At 53.8% G+C, this 24,629-nt stretch carries 23 protein-coding genes and 2 riboswitches; of the genes, 19 read left to right on the forward strand and 4 right to left on the reverse strand.

Annotated elements, in window-relative coordinates; all coding sequences use genetic code 11:
- Nucleotides 1-27: 27 nt before the first annotated feature.
- From KNP95_RS11305 to KNP95_RS11320, 4 genes are all read left to right on the forward strand, one after another.
- Nucleotides 28-1,398 carry an MATE family efflux transporter gene (locus KNP95_RS11305; protein ID WP_214837178.1) on the forward strand — a complete coding sequence of 457 codons (1,371 nt, stop codon included), beginning with the start codon at nucleotides 28-30 and terminating at the stop codon, nucleotides 1,396-1,398.
- 173 nt (nucleotides 1,399-1,571) lie between these two features.
- Nucleotides 1,572-2,714: an N-acetylglucosamine-6-phosphate deacetylase gene (gene nagA, locus KNP95_RS11310; RefSeq protein ID WP_214837180.1), complete on the forward strand. Its 1,143-nt coding sequence runs from the start codon at nucleotides 1,572-1,574 to the stop codon at nucleotides 2,712-2,714.
- Nucleotides 2,714-3,478, forward strand: coding sequence for a glucosamine-6-phosphate deaminase (nagB, locus tag KNP95_RS11315; protein ID WP_214719804.1), 765 nt, complete (start codon nucleotides 2,714-2,716; stop codon nucleotides 3,476-3,478). The genes nagA and nagB overlap by 1 nt, the downstream gene beginning before the upstream one ends.
- A 151-nt stretch (nucleotides 3,479-3,629) precedes the next feature.
- Nucleotides 3,630-4,733 carry an LCP family protein gene (locus KNP95_RS11320; protein WP_021065222.1) on the forward strand — a complete coding sequence of 368 codons (1,104 nt, stop codon included), beginning with the start codon at nucleotides 3,630-3,632 and terminating at the stop codon, nucleotides 4,731-4,733.
- 32 nt (nucleotides 4,734-4,765) lie between these two features.
- Here the strand turns inward: KNP95_RS11320 and KNP95_RS11325 are convergent, their stop codons facing one another.
- Entirely contained in the window at nucleotides 4,766-5,494 is a 729-nt protein-coding gene (locus KNP95_RS11325; RefSeq protein ID WP_214719806.1) for a GntR family transcriptional regulator, read from the reverse strand.
- Between the two features lie 96 nt (nucleotides 5,495-5,590).
- Between KNP95_RS11325 and KNP95_RS11330 the strand changes: the two genes are divergently transcribed.
- The 11 genes from KNP95_RS11330 (at nucleotide 5,591) to KNP95_RS11380 (ending at nucleotide 16,078) form a co-directional block, all read left to right on the forward strand.
- Nucleotides 5,591-6,751: an alanyl-tRNA editing protein gene (locus KNP95_RS11330; RefSeq protein ID WP_214837182.1), complete on the forward strand. Its 1,161-nt coding sequence runs from the start codon at nucleotides 5,591-5,593 to the stop codon at nucleotides 6,749-6,751.
- The gene (locus KNP95_RS11335) at nucleotides 6,745-7,173 is read left to right on the forward strand and encodes a GNAT family N-acetyltransferase (protein WP_214719808.1); all 429 of its coding nucleotides are present in this window, start codon (nucleotides 6,745-6,747) and stop codon (nucleotides 7,171-7,173) included. The genes KNP95_RS11330 and KNP95_RS11335 overlap by 7 nt, the downstream gene beginning before the upstream one ends.
- Nucleotides 7,174-7,250: 77 nt before the next feature.
- Nucleotides 7,251-7,431: riboswitch (Lysine riboswitch) on the forward strand.
- Between the two features lie 114 nt (nucleotides 7,432-7,545).
- A complete protein-coding gene (locus KNP95_RS11340) occupies nucleotides 7,546-8,745 on the forward strand; it encodes an aspartate kinase (protein ID WP_251131233.1) in 1,200 nt (399 codons plus the stop codon).
- Between the two features lie 12 nt (nucleotides 8,746-8,757).
- Complete coding sequence (locus KNP95_RS11345; RefSeq protein ID WP_214719809.1) at nucleotides 8,758-9,753, forward strand: aspartate-semialdehyde dehydrogenase; 996 nt, start codon at nucleotides 8,758-8,760, stop codon at nucleotides 9,751-9,753.
- A gap of 12 nt (nucleotides 9,754-9,765) precedes the next feature.
- Nucleotides 9,766-10,647: a 4-hydroxy-tetrahydrodipicolinate synthase gene (gene dapA / locus KNP95_RS11350; protein ID WP_214837186.1), complete on the forward strand. Its 882-nt coding sequence runs from the start codon at nucleotides 9,766-9,768 to the stop codon at nucleotides 10,645-10,647.
- Nucleotides 10,644-11,393, forward strand: coding sequence for a 4-hydroxy-tetrahydrodipicolinate reductase (dapB, locus tag KNP95_RS11355; protein ID WP_214719811.1), 750 nt, complete (start codon nucleotides 10,644-10,646; stop codon nucleotides 11,391-11,393). The genes dapA and dapB overlap by 4 nt, the downstream gene beginning before the upstream one ends.
- A complete protein-coding gene (dapD, locus tag KNP95_RS11360) occupies nucleotides 11,371-12,078 on the forward strand; it encodes a 2,3,4,5-tetrahydropyridine-2,6-dicarboxylate N-acetyltransferase (protein WP_214719812.1) in 708 nt (235 codons plus the stop codon). The genes dapB and dapD overlap by 23 nt, the downstream gene beginning before the upstream one ends.
- Nucleotides 12,079-12,124: 46 nt before the next feature.
- Nucleotides 12,125-13,051, forward strand: a complete 927-nt coding sequence (locus tag KNP95_RS11365; protein WP_021065231.1) for a branched-chain amino acid transaminase — start codon at nucleotides 12,125-12,127, stop codon at nucleotides 13,049-13,051.
- Nucleotides 13,052-13,064: 13 nt separating this feature from the next.
- Nucleotides 13,065-14,153, forward strand: a complete 1,089-nt coding sequence (alr, locus tag KNP95_RS11370; protein ID WP_214837188.1) for an alanine racemase — start codon at nucleotides 13,065-13,067, stop codon at nucleotides 14,151-14,153.
- Nucleotides 14,123-15,415, forward strand: coding sequence for a diaminopimelate decarboxylase (gene lysA / locus KNP95_RS11375; RefSeq protein WP_251138538.1), 1,293 nt, complete (start codon nucleotides 14,123-14,125; stop codon nucleotides 15,413-15,415). Before alr ends, lysA begins: the two co-directional genes overlap by 31 nt.
- Before the next feature lie 114 nt (nucleotides 15,416-15,529).
- A complete protein-coding gene (locus KNP95_RS11380; RefSeq protein ID WP_214837190.1) occupies nucleotides 15,530-16,078 on the forward strand; it encodes a nitroreductase family protein in 549 nt (182 codons plus the stop codon).
- 143 nt (nucleotides 16,079-16,221) lie between these two features.
- Here KNP95_RS11380 and KNP95_RS11385 read toward each other — a convergent pair whose 3' ends face one another.
- The gene (locus KNP95_RS11385) at nucleotides 16,222-16,401 is read right to left on the reverse strand and encodes a hypothetical protein (RefSeq protein ID WP_214837193.1); all 180 of its coding nucleotides are present in this window, start codon (nucleotides 16,399-16,401) and stop codon (nucleotides 16,222-16,224) included.
- 109 nt (nucleotides 16,402-16,510) lie between these two features.
- Complete coding sequence (locus KNP95_RS11390; protein ID WP_214833186.1) at nucleotides 16,511-17,047, reverse strand: gamma carbonic anhydrase family protein; 537 nt, start codon at nucleotides 17,045-17,047, stop codon at nucleotides 16,511-16,513.
- Between the two features lie 122 nt (nucleotides 17,048-17,169).
- On the opposite strand from KNP95_RS11390, the gene ade reads away from it, so the two are divergent.
- From ade to KNP95_RS11405, 3 genes are all read left to right on the forward strand, one after another.
- Nucleotides 17,170-18,879 (forward strand): adenine deaminase, encoded by a 1,710-nt coding sequence (ade, locus tag KNP95_RS11395; RefSeq protein WP_214837195.1) that lies wholly within the window; start codon nucleotides 17,170-17,172, stop codon nucleotides 18,877-18,879.
- 117 nt (nucleotides 18,880-18,996) lie between these two features.
- Nucleotides 18,997-19,281 (forward strand): hypothetical protein, encoded by a 285-nt coding sequence (locus tag KNP95_RS11400; protein WP_021065238.1) that lies wholly within the window; start codon nucleotides 18,997-18,999, stop codon nucleotides 19,279-19,281.
- A gap of 57 nt (nucleotides 19,282-19,338) precedes the next feature.
- A riboswitch (Lysine riboswitch) is annotated at nucleotides 19,339-19,513 on the forward strand.
- Between the two features lie 112 nt (nucleotides 19,514-19,625).
- A complete protein-coding gene (locus tag KNP95_RS11405; protein WP_214833190.1) occupies nucleotides 19,626-21,218 on the forward strand; it encodes a Na+/H+ antiporter NhaC family protein in 1,593 nt (530 codons plus the stop codon).
- Between the two features lie 113 nt (nucleotides 21,219-21,331).
- Here KNP95_RS11405 and KNP95_RS11410 read toward each other — a convergent pair whose 3' ends face one another.
- Nucleotides 21,332-22,960 carry a peptide ABC transporter substrate-binding protein gene (locus KNP95_RS11410; RefSeq protein WP_214837198.1) on the reverse strand — a complete coding sequence of 543 codons (1,629 nt, stop codon included), beginning with the start codon at nucleotides 22,958-22,960 and terminating at the stop codon, nucleotides 21,332-21,334.
- Nucleotides 22,961-23,185: 225 nt separating this feature from the next.
- Here KNP95_RS11410 and KNP95_RS11415 point away from each other — a divergent pair, with 225 nt between their 5' ends.
- The gene (locus KNP95_RS11415; RefSeq protein WP_214837201.1) at nucleotides 23,186-24,589 is read left to right on the forward strand and encodes a basic amino acid/polyamine antiporter; all 1,404 of its coding nucleotides are present in this window, start codon (nucleotides 23,186-23,188) and stop codon (nucleotides 24,587-24,589) included.
- Nucleotides 24,590-24,629 lie beyond the last annotated feature (40 nt).

Genomic DNA, 24,629 nt, shown 5'->3' on the forward strand with positions numbered 1-24,629 from the left:
CCTTTCTGAAATGAGATGAGGTTGCCCATGTATCAAACACATTCACTAAATGAAAAAATCAAACTGTTCTTCACCATCTTCTTCCCGATTTTGGTGACACAAGTGTCCTTTTACTTAATCAGCTTTTTTGACACAGTCATGTCGGGCCGAGCCGGCGCCGTCGATTTGGCGGGTGTCGGTGTCGGGTCGAGTTTATGGATGCCGGTGTATACGGGGTTGAGCGGGATTCTGCTCGCCGTCGCACCGATTGTCGCTCAGGCGCTTGGTGCCCGTAATATCCAACAAATTCAACGGACGCTGTACCAAGGCGTGTACTTAGCAATCGGTTTAAGCATCGCGACGCTCGTCCTCGGCTTTTGGCTCGTGCCGACGGCTGTCGACGGCATGGGACTGAGCGAGGAAGGAAAACGGATTGCCAAAGGGTATTTGCTCGCACTCGGATTCGGGGTGTTGCCGATGTTCTTGTTCAACGTGCTACGCACGCTCATGGACTCACTCGGCAAGACACGAATCTCGATGCTGCTTATACTATTAGGGTTACCCATTAACGTCGGATTAAATTACATCTTCATCTTTGGAAAACTCGGCGTCCCAGCGTATGGCGGTGTCGGGGCGGGAATCGCCTCGGCCATTACGTATTGGCTGCTCTTCTTTATGGCGTTCGCGTTTGTCCGGAACGGCAAGCCGTTCCTTGAATATCGTTTCTTGCGCTCAGTGGAGCGTATCTTCTGGCCGAGACAGAAAGAACTGCTCAAGCTCGGGACACCGATTGGTCTCGCCATTTTTGCGGAAGTGAGCATCTTTGCGGCGGTGACGTTGCTCTTGAGTGAATATGGAGACAATATCGTCGCGGCCCACCAAGCGGCCATCAACTTCGCTTCGTTCGTCTATATGTTGCCGTTGTCCGCGTCGAGCGCGCTCACGATTGTCGTCGGCTATGAACTCGGGGCCCGGCGGCTTCAAGACGCCGTGCGCTACGCCAAAATCGGCATTGTGCTCTGCCTGGCTGTGTCGCTCTTTTCCGGTGGGCTCTTGTTTTGGCAGAATAAACGGGTCGCCGCCATCTATACGAACGACGCGGCCGTCGTGGAACTCGCGGCCCACTTCATGATCTTCGCGGTCTTCTTCCAATTGTCGGATGCGGTAGCCGCCCCGATTCAAGGGATTTTGCGTGGGTTCAAGGACGTCAACGTGACGCTCATCTTGTCGCTCATCGCCTATTGGGTCATCGGCCTCCCGCTCGGCTATACGCTCGCCGAAAGGTTCGGTTTCGGACCGGACGGCTATTGGATTGGTTTGATTGCGGGTCTAGCGGCTGGAGCCGTGTTGCTGGTCATGCGTCTCATCCATATCGTCAAACGGTATGAGGCCCAACCGATTACGAACGAAACATCCTAAACAAGACAGGTTGACGCTATGGCGTCAGCCTTTTTTGTTGTTTGAGGGGGAAACAGGACGGGCAAAGAATTGGGGAAATAGAGTTTATTAGTTAGTTGAATTGGTCTATACAACTATACTGGTTTTTGATATGATAACGATGAAGCTACTTGAAGAAAGGTGGATGACCGATTATGGTGATCATCAATGCGCACATCGTTTCGGGGGACGAAACGTGGGAACGAGGCTATATCGAGTTCGATGGCACGACGATTGTGAGCGTCGGTGCGATGGAGGACTATCAGGCAGGAACAAATAAAGAGATTGACGTTCACGGGGCGCTCGTGACGCCAGGCATGATTGACGTCCACATTCATGGAGGTTACGACGTCGATACGATGGATGCGGACGTGGATCGACTACGTCATCTCAGCCGTTCGATGCTCGCTGAAGGTGTGACGTCTTATTTTGCGACGACGATTACACAGTCACCGGCTGCCATTACGAAGGCGCTGCAAGCAGCCCGGACTGTCATCGAGGCGGGAGACACGGCACTCGTCGGCATCCATCTAGAGGGACCGTTCGTCAACGTCGACAATGCGGGGGCCCAGCCGGCCGAATATATTATCGATCCCGATGCAAGTCAATTCCGCACATGGCAACAGGAAGCGGGCGGTCACATTCGCCTCGTCACGTATGCGCCGGAACGTCCGGGAGCACGTGAGCTTGAACAGGTGATGGGTGAGACCGGTGCAATCGGATCGACCGGACACACGAACGCCACGTTTGCCGAGAACAAGGAAGCGAACGTCAAGCATGGCACGCATTTATACAATCAGATGCGAGGGATTCATCATCGGGAGCCGGGAACGGTCGGCTATTGTCTGTTGGAGCGGGACGTCATGGTTGAAATCATTCCAGACGGGATTCACAGCCGGCGCGAGATGATCGACTTCGCCTATCGCATGAAAGGGGCGGACGGTCTCGTCGTCATTACGGATGCGATGCGCGCCAAAGGTCTTCCGGACGGCCGTTATGAACTCGGGGGTCAACCGGTCATCGTCGAAGGCGGGGCGGCTCGACTCGAAGCCGGTAACTTGGCCGGCAGCGTCTTGACGATGGACGCGGCGTTCCGCAACGTAATCGCGTTCACGGGATGCACGGTGCAAGAAGCGGTGAAGATGACGTCAGCGAACCAAGCGCGTGAGTTCGGCTTGACGAACAAAGGGGCCATCGCGCCTGGCTTCGACGCGGATCTCGTCATTTGGGATGATGCAATGACGGTTATAACGACGATTCATCAAGGACAGGTCAGTTATTTGAAGGAGGACATGTAATGAACATATTAGTGGCGAACACACCGACGGATGCGGAAGAAATCGCCTATACACTCATCAAAGAGCGGGTCGCCGGGAAGCGCGATTTCGTGCTCGGACTCGCGACGGGCAGTACACCGGTCGGGATGTATCAGATGTTCAAACGAGATCAACTCGACTGCAGTCACGTGACGAGCGTCAATCTAGATGAGTATATCGGGCTCGCACCGAGCCATCCGCAAAGCTATCATCACTTCATGGAAGAGAAGCTGTTCAATGACATCCCATTCAAACAGAGCCATCTGCCTCATGGTGACGCGGCCGACCCGGAAGCGGAAGCGGCCCGCTATGAACAGCTCATCCGCTCGATTGGTGTCGACCTGCAATTGCTAGGCATCGGAGAGAACGGACATATCGCCTTCAATGAGCCGGGTACCGCGCTCGATGCGAAGACGCATGTGACCGAACTGACCGAGTCGACGCGTGAAGCGAACCGCCGTTTCTTCGATTCAATCGAAGACGTGCCGACGCAGGCCATCACGATGGGACTCGATACGATTATGAACGCACGCGAGATCGTCCTCGTCGCGACCGGTACCCGTAAAGCCGAAGCCGTGCATCACATGATTGAGAGCGTGCCGACGATTGACTGGCCGGCTTCCATCTTACAGGCGCATCCAAGTGTGACCATCGTGCTCGATGCCGAAGCGGCCTCGGCTTGTAGCAATGTGTTACAGGCGCGTGGCAGTGAAGCGGCCGACCGATTCTTTTCGATTCGAGCTTGATGACCTGGAGACAAGTGTCTCCAGGTTTTTTTCTCGTTAACTGTGGGAAATTGTATGGAAATGGATTTGTAATCAAAACGTTTTCGACAAAAGTCGAGGTTTCCTCTATAATAGGTGAAGCTCATATCATTCGATCGCGAAGGAGAAACTCATGAATTCAAGAACCCAAGCTCGTAGACGGCGCAAAGGCCCGTCTGCGTTTTATAAGCTGTTCAGCGCCCTTGTATTGATTGCCGTCATCGTTGGCTCAAGCATGTATGGAACGGCTTTTTATAAAGCGCATAACATGCTGTCAGGTACTCAAGTGACGCTTGAGGATGATCCGACTATCGAACCGACTCGATTTGATAAAGAGGATACCGAGAGCTTCCTCGTGCTCGGGACGGACTTGTCCCCGCAGAAGAAAGCGCGCGGCGAGTATGGTCGGTCTGACGTCATGATTGTCGTCATTCTGAACAAGAAAAACAAACAGACGACGATGCTCAGCATCCCGCGTGACTCGTATGTCAACATCGACTATACGGGCTTCAATATCCCGTACGGTAAGACGGGTCTCGATCAAGACAAAATCACGCACGCCTATTACTTCGGGTCGATGGATGAATCGAACCCGAACAACGGCATGCGGATGGCGACGAACACGATTGAAGACTTGGTCGGCATCGACATCGACCACGTCGTCTCCCTCAACTTCCAAGGGTTCGTCGACTTCATCGATGCCGTCGGCGGGGTCGAAATCGACGTCCCATTCTCGTCTGAACAGAAGAGTTACGACGCTTCACGCGAAGTCGTCCAAGTCGAAGCAGGGCTTCAACAGTTATCGGGCGAAGAGGCACTTGCTTACGTCCGTAACCGTTATGACGACCCACGCGGAGACATCGGTCGCGGACAGCGTCAGATGGAAGTCATCAATGCCGTCCTTGACCAAGCGCTCGGCACGTCGCTCATCAACAACTACGACAAAGTGTTGAAAGCAGTCGGGGACAACATGCAGACGACGCTCGGTCCGAATGACTATATGCGTTTAATCGAGGACGTCGGCGCCCTCAACAACACGGTTCAATATCAGTTGACCGGTGAAGGGGCCCGCGGTGTCGACGGTCATTTCTATTACTTCTTGAACGAGCCGTTGCTCGAAGAAGTCCGTTATCGCGTCCAACAGGCCGATGCCGGGAATGAAGTCGAGCCGATGACCGATACCGAGCTTGAGACGTATATGTACGACCCAGCTGGAATCACGTACGAAGCACAATAAAAAATGGTTTGCCGTCCGCGGCAAACCATTTTTTATGTGCGTTCCATCGCGACGGTGAATGAGTAGGCGTCGCCGCGGAACAAGGAACGGCTATACTCGAACATGTCCCCGTTCTCGAGATACGTCCGTTGGTCGATTAAGAGCACAGGGGCGTTCGAAGAAATCGTCAACAGCTTCGCTTCCTCCGGTCCCGCGCTCCGTGCTTCAAGCGTTTGGGTCGCATTTTTTAGTCGCAATCCGGACTGCTCGGCGAACTCGTAAATCGAACCGACGGCATCTGTCTCGGTCAAGTTCGGTAGTAAGGCGACCGGGATGTATGCTGTCTCGAGGGCGAGCACGTTCTCATCGGCGAGACGGAGACGTCGCATCTCATAGACGGGGGTGTCGAGCGCGACACTCAGTTTTTGGGCGATTTTGGCTGGTGCCGGAATCGTTTGGAACGATAACAGGCGGCTAAACGGACGCATGCCCCGATGTTTGATTTCTTCCGAGAAACTTGTCAATCCGGACAAGGCCATCGTGATTTTTTTTTTGGCGACGAACGTGCCTCGGCCTTTTTGACGGCTCAAATAACCGGCGTTGACCAAGTTCGTGATCGCTTGGCGGACCGTCATCCGGCTGACGTTATAGCGCTCGGAAAACTCCCGTTCGGATGGGATGGATTCTCCCGGTTGAAGCTCGCCGGCATCTATTTGTTGCTTTAAATAGGCTTCGATTTGATAATAAATAGGTAGCGGTGATTGTTTATCAATCTGTAACATGCATATCGCTCCTGACTGCTAAAGTAAGTGTTTCTTATTATAGACCAAATTAGACTAGTTGTCTGAACATATCCTACAGAAAAGGCGGCGATCAAGATGAAGCCATGGCAATTTGAAACGACGGTGACCGACGTGCGCACCGATGCGCGCGGGACGTGGGTCGCGCTTGCATCCACACTATTTTATGCGGAAGGCGGGGGCCAACCTCCGGACGTCGGAACACTCGACGGACAACCCGTTCTCGACGTGCAACGGGTTGATGAGGTCGTCTGGCATTTAGTCGAAACGGGGCTCGAACGTGGGAAGTTCGTGACTGGAATGGTCGATGACGCGGTCCGTCACGACCACTCGATTCAACACACGGCTCAGCACGTGTTGACGGCTTTATTGGAAGACGAATACGGTATTCAGACGCTCAGCTTCGGCATCGGACAAGAGGAGTCGTCGCTTGAAATCGAGACAGAGACGCTCGATTGGACTCAAATCGAGTCGTTGGAACGAGACGTGCAACGCATTATCTTTGAGAACCGTCCCGTCTCCACGTACGAACTCACGTCCGCAGAGGTCGAGGTCGATCGGTTACGCAAACCGACCGACCGCACCGGGATGATCCGGATTGTCGACATTGAGGGACTCGATTACAACGCGTGCGGTGGGACACATGTCGAGACGACCGGCCATCTTGGGATCGTCCATGTGACCTCGATGAAAAAAGTTCGTGGGAACGTCCGCCTGACGTATGTGGCCGGTCACCGGGCCTTGTCCGCCATCCATTCGTCACGGACAGCGCTGCGGACGATTCACCAAACGTTATCGACGACAAACGAGACGGTCGCTGCCCGTGTCCTCGAGGAACGAAATCTTCGTCTCGAGCGGGACAAGGAAGTGAAGGCGCTCGAGGCGCGCGTCGCGAAAGCGAAAGTCGCTGCCTTTTTGCAGGAAGACAATTACGTCATCACCCATATCGGTAAGACGGAAGCGGAAACGTTGACGACGACCATCGTCGAACGCATCGCTGCGACGGGCCGAATCGCTGTCGGAGCCAATCATACGGGTCAAAAGCTATGGCTCATGCATGACGGGACACATGACATCGCCATCGGTAAATTCTTAAAACGGACGCTCGACGACCTCGGCATCGGTCGCGGTGGCGGCAGTCATAAACAAGCCCAGGCCCGATTCGAATCGGTCATCGAGTTGGAACGTGCGACGGCAGAAATCGTGAAACGGCTTCAGGAAGGAATGGTATCATGTTGAAGATTGAGCACGGCACGGAAGCAGAACTGATTGAACAGGCACGGGTTGTGCGAGCGACAGTGTTTATTCACGAGCAAGGCATCGCCCCTGAAATCGAGTATGATGAGCTTGACCCAGACTGCATCCATTTCGTCGGGACGGTGGACGGTGAGCCGGTGACGACGGCGCGTCTGCGTCCAATCGGTGACGCGGTCGGGAAAGTCGAGCGGGTCGCCACACTCGCTTCGGCGCGCGGTAACGGGTATGCCAAGGAAATCATGCTCGCCATCGAGTCTGTCGCGCGAACGAGTGAGTTACATCAGCTCAAACTTGGTGCTCAACTGACGGCTCTGCCGTTTTACGAGCGTCTTGGATACGAGGCGTACGGGGACAATTTTTTAGACGCGGACATTCCGCATCGGATGATGAAGAAGACGTGGTGACTGTTTTTAGAAATTTTCCTTTTTTCTAAAAAAAGGTTGGCAAGCCGGGATGCATTTGTTATAACTAAAACTAACAACTGACAGATAGAGGTTGCGAATGACATGAGTACGCTTGATCGACACGGACGCATTCCGGATCGAGCCGAAAGGGGAATTTCGCCGAAGTCGACGTTCGCATGCGTACGAACGAAGGCTGGGGTAGTCGTGAATAACGCCTACACTGCCATGGATGAAATTCCATGGAGCGCTATCTACGGAACGATTCTTTAATCGTTTTTCAACTGCGCGTACAAGCGGCAGACCGTAGGGAGAGTGCTTCCTACCGGTCTGCCGCTTTTTCTGTTGGTGGACATCATGAAAGTGGGGAACCTGATGACAACCGTATTGAAATTTGGAGGCAGCTCCGTTGCCACGATTGAACAAATCCAGGCCATTTCCGAATATTTACAGACACGGGCCGCGGCCGGAGAGAAACTTGTCGTCGTCGTCTCCGCGATGGGGAAAACGACTGACTCACTGTTGTCACTCGCCAAACAAATCACGGAACGCCCGATGATCCGTGAACTGGACCGCCTGCTTGCGGTCGGTGAGGAGCAGACGATCAGCCTGCTCAGCATCGCTTTGAACTCTCGAGGCGTGGCGGCCATCTCGCTTACCGGACAACAAGCCGGGATAGACACGATGGGTATTCACACGAAAAGTAAAATCAAAGCGATTCGCAAAGAGGTGCTCGAAGAGAAGCTCCGGACATATGACGTCGTCATCGTCGCCGGTTTCCAAGGCGTCAACGAGTTCGGTGATGTGACGACGCTCGGACGAGGCGGATCGGATACGACTGCTGTCGCCTTGGCCGCCGTCCTCAGCAAACGCTGTGAGATTTACACGGACGTCGCCGGTGTCTATACGGCTGACCCGCGCATCCATCCGACGGCCCGCCGATTAGATACCGTCTCGTATGACGAGATGATGGAAATGAGCGCGCTCGGGTCGAAAGTGATGGAGATGCGTAGCGTAGAGCTCGCGAAAAAATTTGATGTGAACATCTTTGTAGGAAAGACGCTTGCGAGCGAAGGAGGAACTTGGATCATGGATATGACACAGGCGATGGAACAAAAAGCGGTGACGAGCGTGAGCGTCGTGAAGAACGTGCTCAGCGTCTCAATCAAACATATTCCACATTCGGTGGCAGGAGTTGCCGACATTTTCGAGAAATTGTCACAGCGTCATGTCAATATCGATATGATCAGTCAGACGGCGTTCGATGGTGAAGTATTCCTGTCGTTCACCTGTCCGCTCGATGAAGAGTCGTTTCTCGAAGAGGCACTCGCGGAACTGACTGAGACGTTCCCACAAATCAAAATCGACCGTCATACCGAGCATGCGAAAATCTCGGTCGTCGGCATCGGCATGCGTGATGCGACCGGTGTCGCTGCCGAACTGTTCGCCACGTTCCGCGAGAGCGGGATTCCATTCTATCAAGTCACGACATCCGAGATTAGCATCTCGTACACGATTAACGAACAAGACGTCGAAGCAGCTGTCGCGGCCATCGCGACCCGCTTCAAGTTATAAGGAGGACGCCACATGTATAACGTAGCCGTCGTCGGTGCGACCGGTGCCGTCGGCCAAAAGATGATTGAAGTATTGACCGAGTATGAATTTCCAATCAACGAATTGATGTTGTACGCATCGGCCCGTTCAGCCGGGAAGACCGTGAACGTGAACGGCAAGGACGTCGTCATCCGAGAACTGTCGGACGCGATTTATGCGGACCCAATCGATATCGCGCTCTTCTCAGCCGGTGGGAGCATCAGTGAACAATATGCGCCTCGCCTGAGCGAACAAGGTGTCATCGTCATCGACAACTCGAGCGCATTCCGGATGAAAACGGACATTCCGCTCATCGTACCGGAAGTGAACCGAGTCGAATTGAGCCCGGACAAGACGCTCATCGCCAACCCGAACTGCTCGACGATCCAATCGGTCGTCGCGCTCGCACCACTCGCGGAAGTATACGGGTTGACGCGTGTCGCCTATACATCGTATCAAGCCGTCTCTGGCTCGGGCCAAAAAGGGATAGAGGACTTGGAACGCGGAGCACGTGGGGAAGAGCCGAAGAACTACCCGTATCCGATTTACGATAACGTCTTGCCACACATTGATGTGTTCTTAGAGAACGGTTATACGAAAGAAGAACAGAAGATGATTGAAGAAACACGCAAAATTTTAAACGCGCCGAACCTCGGTGTCACAGCGACATGTGTCCGTGTCCCGGTCCGCAACAGCCACGCCGTCTCCATCACGGTCACGCTCGACCGCGACGCGACGCTCGCCGAAGTAAAAGCCGTGCTCGCGGACGCGCCAGGTGTCGTCTTGATGGACAACCCAGGGGAGCTCGTCTATCCGACACCACTCGATGCGAACGGGACAGACGACGTGTACGTCGGTCGTATCCGTGTCGACGAGTCACAGCCGAACACGTTCCATCTCTGGTGCGTCGCTGATAACGTTCGAAAAGGCGCGGCAGCGAACGCCGTCCAAATCGCCCAATGTATGATTGGGCAGACTGCTACGAAATAAGGGGGAGATTATATGTTCACAGGAGTCGCAACCGCACTCGCTACACCGTTTCAAGCAGACGGTCTGCTAAATCTCACAGCGTGGGAAGCGTTGATTGAAGATCAAATTAAAGAAGGTGTCAGCGGTCTCGTCATCGGGGGAACGACTGGTGAAGGCATGACCATCACGGACGAAGAGTTCGAGACGCTTCTCGTCAAAGCGATTGAAGTCGCTGCCGGCCGCGCCGTTATCATCGCGGGAACCGGGTCAAACAACACGGCGCTCAGCATTCAAAAGACGAAACGGGCCGCCGAACTCGGAGCCGAGATGGCGATGGTCGTCACGCCTTATTACAACAAGTCGACGCAAGCGGGTCTGATTGCCCACTTCACAGCGATTGCCGACGCGTCACCGATTCCGCTCATGCTCTACAACGTACCATCTCGGACGGGCGTCGCACTTGATCCGGCAACGGTTGGGGAACTCGCTGATCACCCACGCATCGCTGCGCTTAAAGAAGCGAGTGGGGATATCTCAGTGATGGCTCAAATGATGGCGCATGTGCCGGAAGGGTTCCCAGTTTATTGCGGGAACGATGATCAAATCCTTCCTTATATGGCTTGGGGGGCGCAAGGTGTTGTATCGGTCCTCTCGAACGTCTATCCGGGTGCGACGGTCGCTTTAGCTGAAGCGCTCCTCGCCGGAGATTTGGAAACGGCACGCACATGGCAGCTCCGACTGCTCCCGGTCATCGACGAATTGTTCGCGGAAGTGAACCCGATTCCGGTCAAAGCAGCATTGAATGCACGCGGATTCGAGTTCGGTGCACCACGTCTCCCGCTCGTCCCGATGAGTGCGACGGCCGAGGCCCGCTTGTTGTCGGCAATGGAGCAGTTCAATGAGGTGAGACAGTGAACTTACTCATTCATGGATACGGCGCGATGGGACAAATCGTCGAAGAAGTCGCCCGGACACAAAATTTGAACGTTGCGGCCATTGTTTCGCCGGCCGGAGGGGAACATCCTGTCTCGCTACAAGATGTCGAGGCCGAGGTCGATGTCGTCATCGACTTCTCGAACCCGGCGCTGTTGGATGATGTGCTTGCGTTTGGAAAAGCTAAACAAATCCCGCTCGTCATCGCGACGACGGGCTTCTCGGAAGCAGAGCTCGCCAAAATTGAGGCGGCGTCTCAAGAGATCCCGATTTTCCAGTCGTATAATACGTCTTACGGGATCGCTCTTTTGAAACAGTTGCTCGACCAACTCGTCCCGCTCACGCTCGGTTATGACATCGAAGTGATTGAGGCGCACCACCGTAAGAAAGTCGATGCACCGAGCGGGACGGCGGAACTGCTCGCCCGTGCCATCGAGGCGAAACGCGACGTGACACCGGTATATGACCGTACACCGCGTCGTGAAGCGCGCGCAGCCGATGAACTCGGCATGCATTCGGTACGCGGGGGGACGATTTTCGGTGAACATACCGTCCTCTTTGCCGGAGACGACGAAATGCTTGAATTGAAACACACGGCCCTGTCCAAACGCGTCTTCGCGAACGGGGCACTCGCTGCGGCGGCAACGATTCTTGACCGCCCAGCCGGATTATACAATTTAACGAACCTATACGAGGAGGCCACTCATGTTACTCACAAACGCTTATGAAATCGCGCAATACATTAAAGATGCCAAGAAAGAAACGCCTGTCAAATTGTACGTCAATGGTCAATTGGCCGGTCTGACGATCGAAGATGCCAAAGCTTTTGGAACGGACGAGTCGAAACTGTTCCTCACGACGGCTGAACGTGCGGCTGCTTTCCTAGAAGCGAACGCTACCGTCATCACGGACACGCACCTCGAGTACGACCGCCGCAACAGCGCCGTACCGATGCTTGATACGACGCAGTTGAATGCCCGCATCGAACCAGGTTCGTTCATTCGCGACCACGTTCAAATCGGGAATAACGTCGTCGTCATGATGGGTGCTGTCATCAATATCGGTGCCGTCATCGGTGACGGGTCGATGGTCGATATGAACGCGGTCATCGGTGCCCGCGGGACGCTCGGGAAAAACGTCCACCTTGGCGCTGGCGCTGTCGTGGCGGGTGTCCTTGAGCCACCTTCAAAAGATCCGGTCATCATCGAAGATGGCGTCATGGTCGGTGCGAACGCCGTCATTTTGGAAGGCGTCCGCATCGGTGAAAATGCCGTTGTCGCAGCAGGTAGTGTCGTCACACAAGACGTACCGCCAGGCGTCGTCGTTGCCGGTACACCAGCCCGCGTCATTAAGCAAAAAGATGAAAAAACCGCAGAAAAAACACAACTTGTTGATGACTTACGCTCCCTGTAACGTATAATAGACAGAAAATATCAAAAATGAATGGGAGAGTTGAACAATGGAACAGTATGGACAATGGATGTGGCAAGACGGGGCTTGGATCGAGCCGAGTGACGCGAACACGAGTATCATGACACACGCGATTCACTACGGTAGCGGGTTCTTTGAAGGAATTCGGGCATACCACACAGAGGAAGGCCCGGCCATCTTCCGACTCCGTGAACACTTGGAGCGACTCGTTCGTTCGTGTGCATACTATCACGTCGACTTGCCGTACACGGTCGATGAGCTCGAACAAGCAACAATCGAATTGATTGAACGCAACGGATTTGAAGCTTGTTACATCCGCCCATTCGTTTTCCTCGGCACACCTTGGCAGGCACTCATGCCGACGCAGGAAACAAAAGTACACGTCGCGATCTCGTGCTGGCCGCTCGGCGAATATTTCAGCAAGACGGTCGGAATCCGTGCGAAAGTCGCCTCGTATCGCCGCGTCTCTTCGACGATGATGCCGATGCAAGCGAAAGCGGCAGCGAACTATATGAACTCGCAACTCCTTAAAGGAGAAGCGGTCCGTGATGGATATGACGAAGCGATTGCCCTCGACATGAACGGAAACGTCAGCGAGGCGAGCGTCGCCAACATCTTCCTCGTAAAAGGAAACAAAATTTTCACACCGTCACTCGATTGCTCGGTGCTCGACGGCATCACGCGTCAAACGGTGATCGAACTTGCCCGTGAGGAAGGGTTCGAGGTCATCGAACGCCACATCGGACGTGACGAACTATATGTCGCAGATGAGATTTTCTTGACAGGAACGGCGGCTGAAGTGACGAGCGTCATCGAAATCGACAATATTTCGATTGGTGGCGGCGTTCAAACGGTCGCGACGAATATGCTCTCGCGTTACCGTGAGGCTGTGACAGGACAAATCGCAGGCCACCGTGATTGGGTCACGTTCGTCAAAGCTGGAGTCAAAGAGTAAAGGAGTTTTTTGTATGGGAGTCACAATTGACTTGAATGCGGTTCGCGAAAACAAACGTCGGATTGAAGCGCTTGGCCGACCGGTGTTCGCCGTCGTAAAAAACAACGCCTATAACTTAGGGATGGAGCCAGTTGTGACGACACTGTACGAAGAAGGGGTGCGTCACTTCATGGTGACGACGCTTGACGAGGCGAGCGAGGTCCGGGCATCAGCTCCGGAAGCGCGCGTCCTTGTCATGAACCCGGTCTACGAGTGGACAAGCGTCCATCGGGACCATCTTGACGTCGCCATCGGTTCTTACGATTGGCTCGTCTCGCAACGGGACCAGCTCGACGGGGTCCGGCTTCATTTGAAGCTCGACGTCGGCATGAACCGTTTCGGTGCGAAGACGTTCCAGGAAGCGTTGGCCATCGTCGCCTTTTGCCAAGACGAAGGGCTCGACCTTGTCGGCTTATGTACACACTTCCCACTCGCGGACGCGGATAACGCCGAAATCGAGCATAGTGTGCACGTGCAACGGTTCGCCGACTGGTCGAATCGTCTCATGGAACGGCACACGTTCGAGATCGTGCATGCGGCCAACAGTGCGGCGACGCTTCAAGCGGATCCGCGTCTCGGACATTGCACGCACGTACGTGTCGGCATCTTTCTGTATGGCTACTCTTCGGTCGAACCGGTCGATTGGCTCGTCCCGGCGTTTCGCTGGGAGACAGAAGTCGTCGCCGTGCACGACATCGAGGCCGGTGCCCACGTCGGTTACGGCACGGGCTACACGGCCGAGACGAAAGAACGCATCGCCGTGCTCGCGGTCGGCTATGGCGACGGACTCATGCGGGCCCGGCGCTTCTTACCGGCCCACATCGAAGGACGGGCCTATCCGTTCATCAGTAACATCTTCATGAGCCACAGCTTCCTACGCGTCGATGACACGATTCAAGTCGGAGACCAGGTCGAGCTTTACGGCCATCTCACGAAAATCGATGACGTGACCCGCACCGGGCACGCCAACAACTCAGAACAATTATGCGCACGCTCATGGCGTGTCCCGCATCGCTTTGAAGGAGGCAATGTATGTACACCACCAACCAATCAGTTTGTATGATCGAAGGCGTGTCCGTCCGTGAACTTCAAGCGACGTACGGGACACCGCTCTATATCATGAGCGAGCCTGAACTCGAACGTCGCCTCGGCCTCATCCGGAACGCGTTCCTCGACAAGTATCCGAACACGTACGCGCTGTACGCATCGAAAGCGATGTCGATCGCGGCCGTGTACGACAAAGTGATGGCAGCGGGTCTGAGCATCGACGTCGTCTCGCGCGGCGAGATGTTCGTCGCGCTCCACGCCGGTGTCCCGGCCGACCGGATTCACGTCCACGGGTCGAACAAGACGGTGCAGGACATCACGTTCGCGCTCGAGAACGGGATCACCCACTTCACGATCGACAACATGCGTGAGATTGGGCTGTTGTCGGGTCTGGCCGCTGCGCAAGGGGTAGACGTTGATGTATTGCTCCGCATCGTCCCACAAGTCGTCGGAGGCGCCCACGAGGCGATTCAGACGGGCGGGGTCGATACGAAGTTCGGCTTCCCGACCCATGACGACACGTATCTCGAAGCGATCAAGGCGACGCTGCAAGCGGAACGGTTGAACTTGACGGGGATTCATTGTCACGTCGGTTCGCAGATTCAAGAGCCGACGCTGTTCATCAATACGGTCAAGACGATGGTCAATTTCATCGAGACGATTCGTCAAGAGGCGGGGTATACGGCCGACGTCTTGAATATCGGTGGCGGCTTCGGAGTCGCCTATCTCGAGTCGGATGACCCGCTCGACTTCGCCGACACGATGACGCAAGTGATGGACACGCTCGTCGCGGAAGTGGAACGCTTCGGCCTACCGCTCCCGAAAATCGGCATCGAGCCGGGCCGCTGGCTCGTCGCCAACGCCGGTGCGACGCTCTATGAAGTCGGGACGGTGAAAGAAGTGAGCGGTGTCCGCACGTACGTCTCGGTCGATGGGGGGATGACGGATAACATTCGTCCCGCCCTGTATGACGCCGAGTACGATGTCATCGCGGCGACACGGATGGATGAGGCGAAGACGCTCGAGGCGAAAATCGTCGGGGCGTGCTGCGAGTCGGGTGATATCATCTCGAACCGCTCGCTCATCCCGCCGGTCGAGGCCGGTGATCTCTTGCTCGTCAAAGCGACAGGGGCATATAACTTCTCGATGGCGAGCAACTATAACCAGATGCTCCGTCCAGCCGTCGTCTTCGTGAAGGACGGGACACATCGTCTCGTCGTCCGCAGACAGACACTCGAAGATTTGGTCGCCTGTGAGATTGTCGGACAGTCGACATAATGTGATGAACGCATTCCTGAATCAGGGATGCGTTTTTTTGAGGAGTCGTTCTTCTTCAAATGAGAAATGTTTTCAATTATGATGAGAGAGAGAATAGAGGGGGAAGTGACTTCAATGGAAAAGACAGTAGGACAACAGTTGATTGAATCGCGGCGGACGATTCGCATGTTTACGGAAGGTACGCTCGACACGTCAGAACTATACTCGTTACTCGCCTCGGCGCACCAAGCGCCGTTTCACAATAAGGTAGAACCATGGAATGTTTACTTGTTCAACGGAGACGGGAAAGATGTGTTACTGTCCGCGCTAGAGCCGGCGTTTCAAGATGGACCGGATTCGAAACGTGAAAAGATTGTCGGGCGGATTCGTAACGCGGCCGCATGTGTCTACGTGACGACGAAGGCGTTCGAAACGGAGAAAGATCGGAAGGATGCGTTGCTTGCGACAGCGACGTTCATTCAAAACTTCCACTTGCTGTGCAGCGAGCGGGACATCGGCCTCGTCTGGCGGACCGGGGGCATCTTTGAGGACGCGCGTCTGCAGGACATGATCGGGGCGGAAGGGGAGACGTTCGTCGGGTTGCTCCAACTCGGACGATTCGAGGACGTGCCACCGAACAAGCGGCGTCAGTCGATTGACAGCTGTCTCACGATTTTCGAGTGAGCAAATAGGCCCGGCCGTAGATGACTACGGTCGGGCCTATATTTATTGGTCAATGAGACTGAGTGGTTCGCATGAGCGCTCAGTTTATTTTTTTAACTTGCCTGCAAGCCAGTCTTGAATGACATTCGTTGGAATCATTGTGTTCACGTTCCCTCAATTTTAATTTCTTGCTCTATACTATTATCCAATTGCAGTCGTTCCCAAACCTCGCGATGTGTTCCTTGAAGCGTATCGTCAAATGAATCCTCGATATGCAGGTAATGACTTGGGTTAATGGACGAGGCGTACAAGTCTAGAATCAGTTCGGCATGGTTTAGATACATACAATTGGCCCCTTTCGAAACGTCGGCTTGACTACATCCTCAGTATACAGGGGGAACATGAAGAAAAATCGGGGGAATCGTTAACATTTTATGAATCTTGCAAACGCTTTCACAAACTTTGTGTAGATGTCAGTGGTTCACACGTCTGTTTGTACTGCTCGGCCCGCTTCGCGTATTTGTTGACGGTCCGTTCCATGATAAAGCGATCCTCATCATTGAGCGGACGGACGACTTTGGCGGGGACACCCATGACCATGACGCCTTCCGGGATTTGCATGTTCGGTGTGACGAGCGCCCCGGCGGCGATGAACGACCCCTTCCCAATCTTTGCCCCGTCGAGGACGGTCGCATGCATGCCGATGAGACAGCCTTCTTCAATCTCACAGCCGTGAATCATCGCCATATGTCCGATGGAGACGCGGTCATGGATGACCGTCGGAGAGCCTTCATATTGGTGCACCATCGATCCGTCTTGGATGTTCACGTAAGAACCGATGCGAATCGGTCCTTCATCTCCCCGAATGACCGTATTGAACCAGACGCCGGAATGTGCACCGATTGTGACATCACCGATGACATGGGCTCCGGGTGCGAGAAACACCGTCTCGTCGACTTGCGGCGTCAATTCGCCTAATTTGTATTGCATATGTGTAACCCCTTTCAAACAGATATGCTTTCATTGTCGCATAAGTTGAAAAAGAAATTGCGCCTGAAAGATTATTCTTGTTAAGATAGTAAAAATACGTAGAAAAAAAAGGAGACACACAGATGGAGAAACAACATTTGATTGACATCGCGGCGAAGAAAAAGAAAGCAGCGGTCGTCTTTAAAGATGTGGCGGTCATTGACGTCTACAGTCGCGAGACGATTCGCACGGATGTCGCCATCGACGCAGGATACATCGTGGCCATCGGGGACGGCTACGAAGGGGAGACAGAGTATCACGACCCGTCTTGGACATTGGCACCATCGTTCATCGATTCCCACGTCCATATTGAGTCATCGATGGTTCCACCCCACGAGTTCGCCAAAGCGGTCCTGCCGCTCGGTGTGACGACGGTCATCGCCGATCCGCACGAGATCGCGAACGTCAACGGGGCACTCGGGATTGAGTATATGCTCGCGGATGCTGAGGGGTTGCCGCTCGACGTGCGCATGATGCTCCCGAGCTGTGTACCGGCGACGCCGTTCGAGCACGCAGGGGCGAAACTATACGCCGAGGACTTGGCGCCGTTTTTAGGCGATCCAGGGGTGCACGGTCTCGGCGAAGTGATGGATTATCCGTCCGTCGAGTCGGGGAGTGCGGACATGCTTCAAAAGATCGCCCAGACCGAACTTGCCGGGAAAGTCGTCGATGGCCATGCCTCAGGTCTTGGTCCGGATCAGTTGAACGTGTATCGCACGGCCGGTATCATGACCGATCATGAATGCACGACCGCTGAAGAGGCGCTCGAACGGGTGCGCCGCGGTTTTTACGTTCAGATTCGGGAAGGATCGGTCGCCCGGAACGTCGAGCAGGTCAGTTTGGCCATCACCGAGAGCAACGCCCACCGGTTCTTGTTCTGTACGGACGACAAGCATTTGGACGATCTCGTCGCCGAGGGTGGCATCGACTACAACATTCGCATGGCGATCAAACAAGGCGTCAAGCCGGAAACGGCGTATGCTGTCGCCAGCCTGCACGCGGCCGAGGCGTACGGGTTGAAAGAAGTGGGGGCCATCGCACCGGGCAAGCGCGCGAACTTTGTCATCTTGTCAGACGTCGAATCGGTAACAATCGATACCGTGTACGTGAACGGGGAAGTCGTCGCCAAGGCAGGCAAGGCCACGTTCGAGGCTGATGGGATCGAAGTGCCGAAACCGATGCGAGGCGAGCTGAAGCTGCCGGACTTGACGCCGGAGTCATTCCGCTTGGCCGTGAAGGAAGAGGCGGTCGATGTGATTCAAGTGCTGCCGAACAGTCTCTTAACGAAACGGGAGCGGCTCGTCTTTAATCCGGACGCGTCGGGTGCCGATCTCACGCAAGATATCGCCACACTCGCTGTCATCGAACGTCATCACGGGACGGGTCATATGGCGCTCGCGCCGGTGACCGGTTTCGGCTTGAAACGAGGGGCACTCGCAGCGACGGTCGCCCATGACAGCCACAACCTCGTCATCGCCGGGGTGAGCCCGGACGACATGTTGCTCGCAGCCGAGACGCTTGAAAAAGTGGGCGGTGGGGTCGTCGCGGTGTCAGAGGGCAAGGTGCTGGCCGTCTTACCGCTTGAGATTGGTGGACTCATGACGAAACGTCCGTATGCGGAAGTGGCGGACGTGCTCGAACAGTTGAACGATGCGCTCGACGTCGTCGGGGCCCATCGTCACTTCAACCCGTATTTGACGATGTCGTTCCTCGCGCTTCCGGTCATCCCGGATTTGAAGTTGACCGATATGGGACTATTCGATGTGACGACGTTCTCATTCATCGAGTCGTAAGTCAGTCTAACGTATGATTTTTGTTAAGAACGACCCGAAACGATTGAATGGATCGGCTTAAGTTGGTATAGTTACGACAAGTTTCATCGGTAAATATGGAAAGGGGGGATATCACAGATGGAACAAGTTGCATACAACCGGTCGTATGATGAACATGGGGATTTGATCAATTCTGTATATCGTGCCTTCCAAGACCGATGTCAAGAATTGCCCGACGAGACGCGGACGAAACGGCGATTGCGTCACCTTATTTTCTTAACAATCAAAGAACATACGACGTCACACGCCGAGCGTTTTGTCTTATATCATTTCTTTAGTGATTTCTTTAAAGCGGTCGAGTCAGACGACCAGGCTGCACTCGCGGTGTTGAAACAAATCATCCGAGATGAAAAAAACTATTGATTAGTCACTATGACCTATGATAATTTAGACGTAACTTTAAATGAATATTCGTGCTATCGATGAGGTAGAGGTGCGATGCTGATGAGTAAGTAGTCCGAGGATGACAACGGTGAAGACTACAGAAAGGCAAGATCGCCGAAGTGTAAAGTCATGTCTCTGACTTTGTGCTGGGCTGACGGGAAATACCCGTCAGACTGCCATACATATTTACGTATGGAGCGCTCCAAGTCGGCTAAGAAAGACGGAACATCCAGCGAGGGTGTCGGCTTTGTTGCCGATGCCCTCGCTTTGCGTTTTTTTAAGCATAGGGGGGCCTCATCTCTAACAAAAGAGGAGGAAATCACATGGTAGATTATTCAACTTCGGTACTCTCACTCGTACCGGCTTTATTGGCCATTATTATGGCCATCACAACACGGAAAGTCATTCCGTCACTCGGTGTCGGGATTATTGCAGGGGTCTTATTGCTTCACAATTTTAATCCTCTCGAATCGATTCAATATTTGTGGTCGAACGTCATCGCCTTATTCTGGGCCGACGGAGCCATTAATGAATGGAACGTGCTCTTGATTGCGTTCTTGCTCTTGCTTGGGATTTTGTCATCGATCATTCAAACGTCGGGTGGCGCCCGCGCGTTCGGAGAATGGGCCGCTTCAAATGTCAAGACAGCCCGTGGTGCTCGTCTCGTCTCGTTCGGACTTGGGATTTTAATTTTCATCGACGATTACTTCAACAGTCTCGCCGTCGGGAATATCAGCCGACCGCTCACGGATCGGAAAAAAGTGTCACGTGCGAAACTCGCCTACATGATTGACTCAACGGCCGCACCGGTCTGCGTCATCAGCCCGCTCTCGAGTTGGGGAGCTTATATCATCGCCATCATCGCAGGTATCCTGGCGAAGTATTCGATTGATAGCTACTCATCGTTCTCAGCGTTCATCCAAATCATCCCGATGAACTTCTACGCGGTATTCGCGCTTCTCTTGACGGCTTACGTCGCCTACACGGGACTTGCCATCGGACCGATGCGCACACATGAACTCCGTGCCCTCCAAGGGGAGCTCTACGATACATCGAAAGGTGCACCGATGGGGATGAGTGAAGACTTGAACGAGCATGAAGGCGGGAAAGTACGTGACTTGATCGTTCCGATTATCGCCTTGATTATCGCGACAGTGTCGGCCATGCTCTATACGGGCGGCCAAGCACTCGCAGCGGACGGTCAGAGTTTCTCGTTGATTGGCGCCTTCGAATCAACAGACGTGACACGTTCCCTCGTAACGGGTGCTGTCATCAGCTTGATTGTCGCCCTCTTATTGTTGATTGGCCGCAAGATTCCCGCGAAAGACTATGGACAAGCGACATGGGGCGGAATTCGCGCCATGTGGCCAGCCGTGCTCATCTTGTTGTTTGCTTGGACGATCATCGCCGTCATCGGTGACATGAAGACAGGTGACTACTTAGCAAGTTTCGTCACGGATTCGATTTCACCATCTTACTTGCCGTTCCTCTTGTTCTTGATCGCCGGTCTCATGGCGTTCTCGACAGGAACGAGCTGGGGGACGTTCGGTCTCATGCTTCCAATCGGAGCCGATTTGATTATGGCAGTCGAGCCGGAGCTCTTGCTCCCGACACTTGCCGCTGTTCTCGCCGGAGCGGTGTTCGGAGACCACTGTTCACCAATCTCGGATACGACGATTCTCAGTTCGACGGGTGCCGGGTCGCACCATATCGACCACGTGTTGACGCAGTTGCCGTACGCCTTGATTTCAGCCGGCGTGGCAGCGGTCGGTTACTTGGTCCTTGGAATCTCAGACTCGATGTGGGTCGGATTCTTCGCAGCCCTCGCGACGTTCGTCGTGGCGCTCGTCATTGCGCAAATTATCTCGAAACGCGGACGCGTACCAGCCGATATGCGGACTGAGCGCGAAGCGTAATCATCTAGATAAGGGACATACCACAACTTCGTGGTACGTCCCCTTTTTTTGCGTCACAACGGCATAGCCCCAACAAACAAACCCTGCCGCAAGCAAGCGGCAGGGTTTGTGGGTTAGTTGACGTCCAACCATTTGAAGCTAGCGTCAGCTCCGAACGGGTGGCGGTACATGTTTTCGATGTTTGAACGCTCAAGGTAAGCCTCACCTTTTTGGTAAATCGGTGCGATCGCGAAATCATCTTCGAGCAAGATGCGTTCGGCTTCTTGCATCGCTTCCCAACGTTTCATTTGATCGGCTTCTTGTTTCGCGCCTTGAATCAACTTGTCGTACTCGTCGTTCGAGTAAGCCATACGGTTGAACGGACCGTCTGTGACCCACATGTCGAGGTACGTCATCGGATCTTGATAGTCAGGGCCCCAACCGGCAGCGGAGACGTCATAGTCGCCAGCGCCTTCAAGTTCAAGGAAGTTTTTGAACGGCTGTTGCTTAATGTTAAGTGTGAGGCCAGGAAGGTTCTTCTCGAGCTCACCTTTGATATACTCGTTGACTTTCTTGAACGCTTCTTCGTCACGTGAAAGGAACTCAAGTTCGATTGTCTCGACACCGAGTTCGGCAAGACCTTTCTCCCATGCCGCTTTCGCCTCGTCGACGTTATAGCTTTGAAGGTCTGGATACTTCTCGCGGAAGTCAGCTCCATCTTCTGTGAACGTGAAGTCTTTCGCGACGATATAGTTGGCCGGCTGTGAACCGTCCGTCAAGATGACGTCTGTGACGCCTTGCTTATCGAAGCCTTTTGCGAGTGCCTCACGAATGTTAACGTTTTGAAGTGATTCGTTCTTCTGGTTGAAACGAAGGAAGTTGATTCGTGCGTCGGCACGTGTCTTGAACTCATCCGAGTCTTGGAATTGTGGAACGAATTCAGATGACAAGAGCGTGTAATCGACTTCGCCTGACTCGAACAAGTTGACGCCTGTCGCGACTTCTTTGACGACCTTAACGTTGATCGTCTCCATCTTGACGTTTTCAGCATCCCAGTAGTCCGGGTTCTTTTTATAGACCCAGCCTTCGTTGTCTTGCCAGCTGTCTAACACGTATGGTCCGTTGTAGAGTGTATTATCGACAGCTGTCGCAAACGACTCGCCTTGCTCTTCGACGAACTCTTGCTTTTGTGGCATGTACGTCGGGAAGCCTGTCAACCCGAGGAAGTAAGGAGCTGGTGCCTCTAATTGTACTTCGAGTGTCTTCTCATCGAGCGCTTTCGCACCGAGTGTATCCAGTTCTTCTTCTCCTGCGAGAATTTTATTGGCGTTTTTCAAATCTTGGAGGATATAGGCGTACTCGGCACCTGTCTCAGGGTTGAGGGCGCGTTTCCATGAGTAGACGAAATCTTCAGCGGTGACCGGTGAACCGTCTGACCAGTTCGCGTCACGCAATTTGAAGGTATATGTAAGTCCGTCTTCTGAAATTTCTACGTCTTCAGCAATTCCCGGTACCGGTTGGTTGTTCTCGTCGAGACGATACAGTCCCTCAAAGACGTTGTTCGTTACGATGATTGACGTCGAGTCCGTTGTGAGCGTTGGATCGAGCTGTGGCAAATCCGTCGCCGAGACGAGCGTGATTTCCTTTTTCGCATCACTTGATGAAGAACCGTCAGATGAATCCGTTGCGTCTTCGCCGCCGCCACATGCTGCCGTTGCAAGTAAAGCGACACCCGATAAAGCTAACCATTTCTTGTTGCGCATTGTGTTACCTCCCGAAAATTCTGATTGTTTCGAATATATTGCAATTAAACTACAAACAAGATGAATAGGCAATAAAATTTTTTTAATTATTCGAAAATATAAACATTAGTGAAACACCTATCTAAACGCCTTTGATTTCAGTAGAATAAGGAAATCGTCGAATGATTATACATTATTGATGAATAGTTATTCGTCAGACGTCAACTTGCTTTGGAGGGTTTTTGAATGAAGTCACAGTCAGCCGGAATCGGCTTTTTTGGACTCGCTGCCATGGTCATCGGAACGATGATTGGCGGAGGGGCATTTAATTTACCGGGAGCGATGGCGCAAGGTGCCGGGGTCGGATCGGTGTTAATCGGTTGGACGATTACCGGCATCGGGATGGTCATGCTCGCGTTCGTGTTTCAATTTCTAGCCAATACACGTCCTGAACTCGAGGGCGGCATATACGCCTATGCGAAAGAAGGGTTCGGCAAGTTTGTCGGATTCAATAGTGGGTGGGGCTACTGGATGTCGGCGTGGATCGGGACGGTCGCCAACATCACGTTAATCTTCAGCACGCTCAGCTACTTCTTTCCGATTTTCTCGTCAGAACATCGGATATTCCGCTTACTCATGAGCGCGGTCGTCATTTGGGGGCTGTTTTGGATTATCTCGCGCGGGATGAGAGAAGCGGCGCTTCTTAATATTGTCACGACAATCGCCAAACTCGTCCCAATCTTTTTATTTATTGTCCTCATCTTGTTTGCGTTTCGGATTGACACGTTCCAAATCGACTTCTGGGGACAATCGGGATTTAGCTGGTCACAGGTGTTCCCGCAAGTGAAGTCGACGATGCTCGTGACGCTTTGGGCGTTCGTCGGGATTGAAGGAGCAGTCGTCTTGTCATCACGGGCTCGTCATAAACGGGATGTCGGTCGGGCGACGGTGATCGGACTCGTCGGAACGCTTGTCATTTATATGATGATCTCGATTTTATCGTTTGGGGTGATGACCCAGGAACAACTCGCGGCACTTTCGGAACCGTCGATGGCGTACGTGCTCGAGGCCGTCGTCGGACCAGTCGGTGCGACCATCATCAACATCGGACTCCTCGTCTCGCTCTCGGGTGCCCTGCTCGGGTGGACGATTCTCGCGACGGAGATTTCGTACGTCGCGAGTCGTGACGGCGTGTTCCCGAAACTGTTCAATCGACTCAATCGAAATGAGACGCCGGTGAGCGCCTTGTTCATCACACAGGCGTTCACACAACTCGTCACGATCATCGCTCTCTTTTCGGAACAGACGTACTTGGTGCTCTCGAGTATCGCCGGCATCGCGGCGCTCGTCCCATACTTGTTCTCGGCCTTGTTCGGTTGGAAAGAGGCACGGCGGACCGGAACACGCCCGATGCTCGTCATGTCCGGGATCGCGACGGTATATGCGGCCTGGCTCCTCTATGCGTCAGGCGTCGAGTATATGCTTATCGCCATGATTTTGTACGCGCCGGGCGTGTTCGTTTTCATGTTGGCCGAGCGCGAACAGGGCCGGCCGTACCTCAGCCGGTTGCAATATATGATTTCGGTTGTCATCCTGTTGGCGGCCACGTACGGTGTCTATGGACTATGGACGGCGTCAATCAGCCTATAATAAAAAGTCATCGTACGTCGTGAGACGCGCGATGACTTTT

Origin of the sequence: Exiguobacterium sp. s36 (assembly GCF_018618345.1) — a bacterium.
GTDB lineage: Bacteria > Bacillota > Bacilli > Exiguobacteriales > Exiguobacteriaceae > Exiguobacterium > Exiguobacterium chiriqhucha.